This is a genomic window from uncultured Zoogloea sp., from assembly GCF_937894855.1.
GTDB classification, from domain to species: domain Bacteria; phylum Pseudomonadota; class Gammaproteobacteria; order Burkholderiales; family Rhodocyclaceae; genus Zoogloea; species Zoogloea oryzae.
Genome location: NZ_CALAYQ010000054.1, coordinates 1 through 6,678 on the forward strand (window position 1 = coordinate 1; position 6,678 = coordinate 6,678).

Annotated in this window: 8 protein-coding genes and 1 pseudogene; 4 read left to right on the plus strand and 5 right to left on the minus strand. The window is 57.0% G+C overall.

Annotation, left to right across the window (positions count from 1 at the left end; genetic code table 11):
- Nucleotides 1-708 precede the first annotated feature (708 nt).
- The 4 genes and pseudogenes from Q0672_RS07410 to Q0672_RS07425 all read left to right on the plus strand — a co-directional run bounded on the left by Q0672_RS07410 (nt 709) and on the right by Q0672_RS07425 (nt 3,423).
- Nucleotides 709-1,083, plus strand: coding sequence for a hypothetical protein (locus tag Q0672_RS07410; protein ID WP_298621234.1), 375 nt, complete (start codon nt 709-711; stop codon nt 1,081-1,083).
- Nucleotides 1,084-1,227: 144 nt separating this feature from the next.
- A pseudogene (locus Q0672_RS07415) lies at nt 1,228-1,448 on the plus strand (ISAs1 family transposase); the annotation flags it as partial.
- 126 nt (nt 1,449-1,574) lie between these two features.
- Complete coding sequence (locus Q0672_RS07420) at nt 1,575-2,105, plus strand: hypothetical protein (protein WP_298621237.1); 531 nt, start codon at nt 1,575-1,577, stop codon at nt 2,103-2,105.
- Nucleotides 2,098-3,423, plus strand: coding sequence for a hypothetical protein (locus Q0672_RS07425; RefSeq protein ID WP_298621240.1), 1,326 nt, complete (start codon nt 2,098-2,100; stop codon nt 3,421-3,423). The genes Q0672_RS07420 and Q0672_RS07425 overlap by 8 nt, the downstream gene beginning before the upstream one ends.
- 262 nt (nt 3,424-3,685) lie before the next feature.
- Here the strand turns inward: Q0672_RS07425 and Q0672_RS07430 are convergent, their stop codons facing one another.
- Genes Q0672_RS07430 through Q0672_RS07450 form a run of 5 tightly spaced genes read right to left on the minus strand, consistent with a single transcriptional unit; the run spans nt 3,686 to nt 6,226 of the window.
- Complete coding sequence (locus Q0672_RS07430; RefSeq protein WP_298621242.1) at nt 3,686-4,207, minus strand: nitrous oxide reductase accessory protein NosL; 522 nt, start codon at nt 4,205-4,207, stop codon at nt 3,686-3,688.
- Nucleotides 4,204-4,575, minus strand: a complete 372-nt coding sequence (locus Q0672_RS07435) for a hypothetical protein (RefSeq protein ID WP_153160879.1) — start codon at nt 4,573-4,575, stop codon at nt 4,204-4,206. The genes Q0672_RS07430 and Q0672_RS07435 overlap by 4 nt, the downstream gene beginning before the upstream one ends.
- 10 nt (nt 4,576-4,585) lie before the next feature.
- Complete coding sequence (locus Q0672_RS07440) at nt 4,586-4,855, minus strand: hypothetical protein (RefSeq protein WP_153160880.1); 270 nt, start codon at nt 4,853-4,855, stop codon at nt 4,586-4,588.
- 22 nt (nt 4,856-4,877) lie between these two features.
- The gene (locus Q0672_RS07445) at nt 4,878-5,414 is read right to left on the minus strand and encodes a nitrous oxide reductase accessory protein NosL (protein WP_153160881.1); all 537 of its coding nucleotides are present in this window, start codon (nt 5,412-5,414) and stop codon (nt 4,878-4,880) included.
- Entirely contained in the window at nt 5,411-6,226 is an 816-nt protein-coding gene (locus Q0672_RS07450) for an ABC transporter permease (RefSeq protein WP_367179946.1), read from the minus strand. The genes Q0672_RS07445 and Q0672_RS07450 overlap by 4 nt, the downstream gene beginning before the upstream one ends.
- Nucleotides 6,227-6,678: the final 452 nt, after the last annotated feature.

A 6,678-nucleotide genomic window follows, 5' to 3' on the forward strand; every position in this document is an offset into this window, starting at 1 on the left:
GCCCTGGCTCCATTGTGCCGATCATCAAGTGGCTCCTATGTGCCGGTCGGTGACAACACCCAGGCAGTCGCACCCGCCAACCTGGCGGTTGCCGGCCTACGCCCTTCAATCCCGCTGCCCCATCCATCATCACGCCACCCAACATCGCCTGCATGCCGTTGAATCAAGGCGATCGCGCCACCGCAGAAAGCAGTGCACGACACAACTGACGATGTTGACGGGCGAAACCCTTATGTTGGGTCGTCAACTTAAACAGTGCACCGTCCTAACCCTTTAGTTGACGACCCAACATAAAGGTTACGGCGGTCAACTGAAAGGTTAGCGCCGTCAACAAGAACAGTGCACGACCCAACATAAAGGTTGCGACGGTCAACATAAGGGTTACGCAGGTCAACAAGAAGGTTTGCACCGCCAGCATGAAGACGGCCCCCGCAAACCCCGGCCCTCGCCATACCCGACCAGCCCGTCCACCCCAGCCACCATTGCTGCGCCGCCGCATCGTCCAATTGCCGTTACGGCAATCACACCATCCCCGCCACTTACCCAGAAAAATCCGGCAGTCAACCCCCATCCGTACAAAAAAATCCCGACTTTTTATCGGATTTTTGAGCGTTCTATATCCAATGGCATATTCCTCGACATGCCGCCCAACTGTAACATTTCGTCGTGGCGCCACATTCCATGTTCAATCCAGTAACGGAAGCCATCATGACGAAAGTGCAACTCAAGAACCTCGCCCCGGCCGTCCTCCGCGCCGACGAAGCCGCCTACTACGGCCTCAAGAGCATCGCCGACTACAAATCCTCCAATCCCGAGTTCAGCCTCGAAGCCGCCACCGCAGCCCACGAAGAATGCCTGCGACTGAACGAAGCCGAAACCGTCGCCTACAACACCTTCAAAGCCATCCGCGACGCCCGCGCCATCGCCGAAAACAAGCGCCACAACGTCATGAACGGCTGCAAGAACCAGGTCCGCGCCACCTACGGCGAAGACTCCGACGAAGTTGCGTCGATGGGGCTGAAGAAGAAGTCCGAAAAGAAGACCGGCGGCGGCCGGGGGAAGAAGGGGAAGGAGGCGGAGTGAGGGAGAGCCGATAGGTAAGGAGTGAAGAACCCCCGGTTGGTGCGGTTGGTGCGGTTGGGCTGGCTGGGGGCGGAATGTGCGGCGTCTAGATGCAGATTAAGTCGGATCATCCGCCATGCCAACAGCTGCTCTTTCCTACCCTACTATTTCGCACTGTGCGTTCAGTTTGGCGATGCTGTGCCCGCGCCCGCATGGGTCACGTTGCCCATCACATTGCACTGGTGCGCCATATCGCATTGAACCTCATCCGGTTGAATACCTCGGTCAAAACCACCATCAAGATCAAGAGTTCGCTGGCTGCGACCTCGGATGAGTTTTGGACTACGTTGCTAGGACTTGAAATCGATGAGGAAGACGACGATTGATGTCAATGGAGTGGCTGTGGGAGCCCTGAGGCGCTTGCTCGATGTGGTTACCAGACACCTGACCGTTTTTTGTGCAAGAACGGTGCTTGGCGTTTTTATGCCTTTTTTTTTTAAGAAAATGAAAAAATGATCAAAATAATCTTCTTTTTTTTCTTAGTTGGAGTGCTCACGGGTTGTGGGGGTGATAGTAGTAATGATGCAGCAGCTCAGACGGGAAGTACGCCAAAGGAGAAAATTGCAGAGCTAGAGATATCTGGTGCGATACCGAGACTGGATCGAAGTAGTAATATTGCGGGTGTTGATGCAAATGCAAATGGTGTTCGCGATGATATCGAGGAATTTATATCGCGTAATTATCCATTGGATTCGCAGCGCGCTGCCGCTATGCAGTACGCTAGAGGAATGCAGTCTGCTCTGTTGGTTGATGCTTCTGATATATCTGCTGTGAAAGAAGTGAAAAGGCAGTTGTCTATGGCAACGCGTTGTCTTTACTCAAAGTTTGGTGAAAAGTCTGATGTCAAACAGCCAGCTTCAGTGGGGTCGGAGTTGATTGCGGTGACGACAAATACAAAACAACGACTGCTTGCCTATCTTGCATATAGCAAAGCGTTGGATGGGGCGTCTTGGGCGACGCCTGAAGGAGATGGCTGTGAATAAAGCCTTCAGAAAAATTGCGGTTGCGCTGTACGCACTCTTTTTTTCCATCTCTTGTGCTATGAGCGCTTATGCACAGAACTCTTCTCAATATGAAATTTGTCGTGACACGGGAGTTGCCTTTGTATTCTTTAATGGAGTTCAAACAACTCCAGAAGAAGCGGATATCGCAAAAGAGGAGTTTCGGCGTATCCACGGTGAAAAGTCGTCTTCAGGGGACGAAATAAAATATGAGGTTCTATATAATTACTCGAACGGATTTGAGGATTTTGTAGAAACTTTTGAGCAGCGTTTGCATGAGCAAGATGGTTTGCTGGGAGGCCGCTTTGAGCTTTTTTTTGAAGCGTTGAAAGGCGATGGGCCCTGGTGGGCAAGAATCATTGATGCTGTTCAGTCAGCTGCTGGAATATTAAATGGGTTTGTAGATTGGTATCGAGCAGCTGCAATCCGAAATTTAACTGCGTTGCTTGGAAGTCCTCCGACGACTTCTAATTATATTGAGCATAAAACACGGATAGATACTTGGGTCTTGGAAGGTAAGAAGCTCTTGTTTGTTGCTCATTCTCAAGGAAATCTGTTTGCCAACGCGGCATATAACTATGCGCTGACGAAAACTACTCCGAGTTCGGTCAAGGTCGTGCATATAGCCCCAGCGTCGCCTTTGTTAAGCGGAAGTCATACACTTGCTGATCTTGATCTTGTTATTAATGGTCTGCGCGTGGTTGGTGGTGTCGCAAGTGTTACGGATTACATTCCCAGCTTTCTCCTGCGTCCTGCTGGAGTAAATGGGAAAAAAGATATACTTGGTCATGGGTTGCTTGAGATATACCTTAATCAAGGTCTTTCTATATCTACGGTGGTTAGGGGGCATATTGATACGGCTTTGGGGTCATTAGAAGAGCCGCCCGCTAAGGCGACATCCGGATTTTTTACGGCGACATTGACTTGGAATGGGGATGGAGATGTTGATCTTCATACTTTTGAGCCGAGTGGTTCCCATGTATATTATTACTCTTTGGTGGGCGATTCTGGTTACTTAGATTTAGATAATACTGACTCCTTTGGGCCTGAACATTATTATGCTTCTTGTGATTCAAGGAAGCTTAAAACTGGAGTTTATCAAATTGCAATTGCTAACTACAGCAGAGCGAAAGGTCGAATGGCAACCGTACAGATAGCTTCTTGGAGCGAGGGGGTCCTTGGTACAGAGTCTGTTTTTCTAGGTGAGGCTACCGGCCGCAGTCCAGACTACATTATGTTTAATGTCGTTGTGGTTAGGAATGAGCGAACGGGCAAATATTCTGTTTCTCTTGGTCGATAAATTTAAAACCTCAAAGATGAAATAGCCTCTTGGTCTGAAATTGCCTCTGAATGATATTTGATCAGTGTCTCGTAACTGACGATGTTTCGTTGACCTTTAGATGGAGTGAATTGGGTCGGCCGTCTTTGAAGATGGCCAGCCCGATTCTGCGGCGTCATTCAGCCTGAGCTGAATGCATCTCTGTTCTGATTTAACAATGAAGCGGGCTGGTCATCCCTGATCTCAGGATGCCCAGCCCGCTTTTTATTTGGGATTCGCCAGCCTAGTGGTTATGCGCCCCCGCCAGACTCTTCACAATATCCCGCGTCACCTCACCAAACCCCAGCACCTTGCCGCCCTCCGCCTTTACATGCGCATCGGCCGCTTCGCGGCTGGCGAAGGCGGGGAGGTTGGGTTCGTTCATGGGGCCGCGGGCTTTTGATCCGAGGACGTAGAAGGCTTTCTTCGCATCCACCCAGGCTTTGGTGGTGTAGTCGGCAACCCAGATGGCGCCGATGTCGGCGGGTTTGTGGGTTTTGTCGAAGAGCATCATGTTGCCCACGAAGCGGAACATGTCTGCGGGGGAGTCGAAGCTGCTGGCGGTCTGGTCGTTGAAGACGATCTGGGCTGTCCATTGGGGGGTGCGGTAGGGGTACATGCCGCATACGGGGCAGCGGGTGGAGCGCTGGACGTATTGGGGGGATAGATCGGCGGCTTGGGCGTTGATGGGCTGGCCGATGACGGTGACGGCGAGGAGGGCGGGGATGATGGCGGCGCCGATTGCGGGCAGAACGCGGCGGATCATGGCTGGGCTCCGGGGGTGTTGTCGAGCAGCGGGTCTTGCAGGATGGCGTGGATCACCCGGCGCAGGTTGTCGATGGGGGCATCGCCGCAGTGGGTGAGGGGATCGGCGCGCAGTTTACCGTCGGCGGCGTGCAGGTGATTGGGAAAGGTGGCCAGATCGCTGTGCAGGGGGGCGGTGTCGATGCGCAGTTCGGCTTCGCCCCAGGCCCAGGCGATGGCGTAGGCGTCGGGGGCGGCGATGCGGGCTTCGAGCACGGCGCCGTTGTCGAGGCGGGCGATGAGGGCGTCGAGCTTGACGTCCACCGGGGCTTCCAGGTGTTCGCCAAATTGTTCTTCAATGGCTGCGGCGAGGTCGAGGTGCAGGCTCATGGCGGGGCGGTCAGCGGTTGGCGGCCTGGGTGCGTTCGGCCAGGCGGGCGCGCACGTTGGCGTGGAGATCGGTGAGGAGACGGGTGGTGAGGTATTGCTCGTAGCCGGGGTGCTCGGGCAGGTTGCCGCTGCGGATGGCGGCGAGGGCTTGTTCGGGTGTTCCGGCACCCAGCTGGGCGAGCAGGTTGTCGCGGGCTACGCGGACTTCGTACATCAGGCGGGAGAGCTGTTCGATCTCGATGGCGTCGTCGAAGTCGAGGCGGTCGTAGAAGCTGTCCATGGGCGTGTGGTGGCGGTGAGGGTTACATGCGCTGGTCGTGGAGGGCGCCGCCGTCGAGGCGGGCCATGTCGGCGGTGACTTCGGCGAAAGGATAGACCTTGCCGCCGTTGGCTTCGGCAAACTTTGTGGCGCCGTCGCGGGTGCCAAACGAGGGGATGGTGGGGCCCATGGCGCCGCGCTTCTTGGAGCCAACCACATAAAAGGCGCTGCGGGCGTCGATCCAGCTGCCCTTGGGGGCTTCCCAGGGGGTCTTGTCGAGATCCTGCACGTAGATGCCGGCCACCTTGCGGGCCTGTTCGGGCTTGAGGTACAGCGAGAACATTTCCATGGTGTCGCAGAAGAACTCGGGGGCGGGGGCGCCTTCGTAGAGGATCTGCGCCTTGGGGCCGGGGTAGTCGGCGAGGTACATGCCGTCGAGGGCGCAGGCGCTCTCTTTGGTGATCTCGGCGGGGCCGACGCTGTTGCCGGCCTGCTTGCCGCAGGCGCTGAGCAGGCTGACGGCCACCAGCAGGGCGGCGGTGTGAAGGACGAGAGGCGGCACGGAGCGGGGCAGTTTCATCGTTCAAATCTCCAGATGGCAGCGGCCAGAGGGCCGACGATCCAGGCGAGCATCACGCCGCCGAGGGTGGCGGGGTGGCTCAGGGCTTCGGGGAAGACGGTGGCAAGGCCGTAGAGGGTGCGCACTTCTTCAAGGCTGAAGACGTTGAGCACGCGGAACACATCGGCGGGGTTGAGGAGCAGCAGGTAGGGGAAGATCGCGCCGCCGTAGTCGCCGGCGGTGACGACCAGCGCGCCCAGCAGCAGCAGGTCAAACACCAGCACAAAGAAGAACCACGTGCCGATGGCGAGGCCCGAGGCGCGGGTGCGGTCGGATGCGAACACCGAGAGCATCACCGCCAAGCTGAGGAAGGCAAAGCCGAGCAGGATGGCCGAGCCCATGAAGCCGGCGTAGTGGAAGAGGGCGTTGAGATCGAGCTGGGGCGAGAGGATCAGACCCACCGCGCCAAAGCCGGCGATGGTGGAAAACGCCAGCGCCGCGGCAAGCCCGGCGTATTTGCCGAGGATGAGCTCCTTGCGGGTGATGGGCAGGGTGAGGAGCAGGTCGAGTGAGCCGCGCTCCCGCTCGCCCACGATGGCGTCGAAGCCGAGGATGAGGGCGATGAGCGGGATGAGGTAGATCACCAGGCTGACGAGGGAGGCGATGGTGAGATCGATGGAGCGGAAGCCCACCGCGCCCTGCTGGGCCGCGCCAAAGTAGGCGATGACGAGGGCGAACACGGTGAACACGATGGCCACCGCCAGCACCCAGCGATTGCGGATGCGGTCCCAGAATTCCTTGCCGGCGATGATGCCGATCTGTCTGAAGTCGATGGAGAGCATGGTGTTTTGGGGAGTGGGGGTTGGGTAGTGGGGAGCGGGCGGAGGTGGTTTCACCCACGTCCCACGTCCTGTTACCTGCTATCTGAGCGGTATCCAGAGAAGGCAACGGTTTGCACACGATGTTGCTGCAGGTTGAGGCCAGGCATCCCGGCATCGCGCTGCCGTCCTGTAGGTCGGACTTTAGTCCGACAAGCCGGTGGCTGGCTGGGCGTGGGGTGTCGGACTGAAGTCCGACCTACAGGGGCGGTGGTGCTCATGCGCTGGACTGGTTGCGGATGAACACACTCTCCTGCAACGGCTCGTGCACGGTGTTGCTGCTGGTTGAGGCCAGGCATCCCGGCGCCGCGCTGCCGTCCTGTAGGTCGGACTTTAGTCCGACAAAACGGTGGCTGGCTGGGCGTGGGGTGTCGGACTGAAGTCCGACCTACAGGGGCGGTGGTGCT